The following is a 424-nucleotide window of genomic DNA, read 5'->3' as shown; positions in this document are numbered from 1 at the left end:
AGGCAGAATGGCGTGAGCCATGTGCTGGTGGGTGGCCTGGCGCTGGACTACTGCGTGAAGAACACCGCCCTGCAACTGCGCCGCGCCGGTTTCGAGGTGCTGCTCTACCTGCCCGCCTGCCGGGCCATCGCCGAGGACACCGCGCAGCGGGCCTGCGACGAGATGCGCGACGCCGGGGGGATCCTCTGCGCCGACCTGGAACGACTGGATAGCGCCCTCGCCGGCGCCGACAAGGAGAAGTGAACATGGCCGAAAGCGTCTTTGCCGAGCGCATCGTGCAGAACCTGCTCGATACCGATTTCTACAAGCTGACCATGATGCAGGCGGTGCTGCACAACTACCCCAACGCCGAAGTGGAGTGGGAATTCCGCTGCCGCAACGCCGAGGACCTGCGTCCGTACCTGGCGGAGATCCGCTACCAGAT

2 protein-coding genes are annotated in these 424 nt (G+C 65.3%); both read left to right on the top strand.

Going from position 1 to position 424, the window contains the following annotated elements; genetic code table 11:
- The coding region (locus C1I97_RS38870) for an isochorismatase family protein (protein WP_146608496.1) at positions 1–243 on the top strand (243 nt) is incomplete at its 5' end.
- 2 nt (positions 244–245) lie between these two features.
- A partial coding sequence (locus C1I97_RS42840; RefSeq protein WP_369008386.1) for a hypothetical protein occupies positions 246–424 on the top strand: 179 nt, incomplete at its 3' end.

The organism is Streptomyces sp. NTH33 (genome assembly GCF_003236365.1).
In the GTDB taxonomy this organism is placed as follows: Bacteria; Actinomycetota; Actinomycetes; order Streptomycetales; family Streptomycetaceae; genus Streptomyces.
This window is presented reverse-complemented; position numbering and strand designations above follow the sequence as displayed.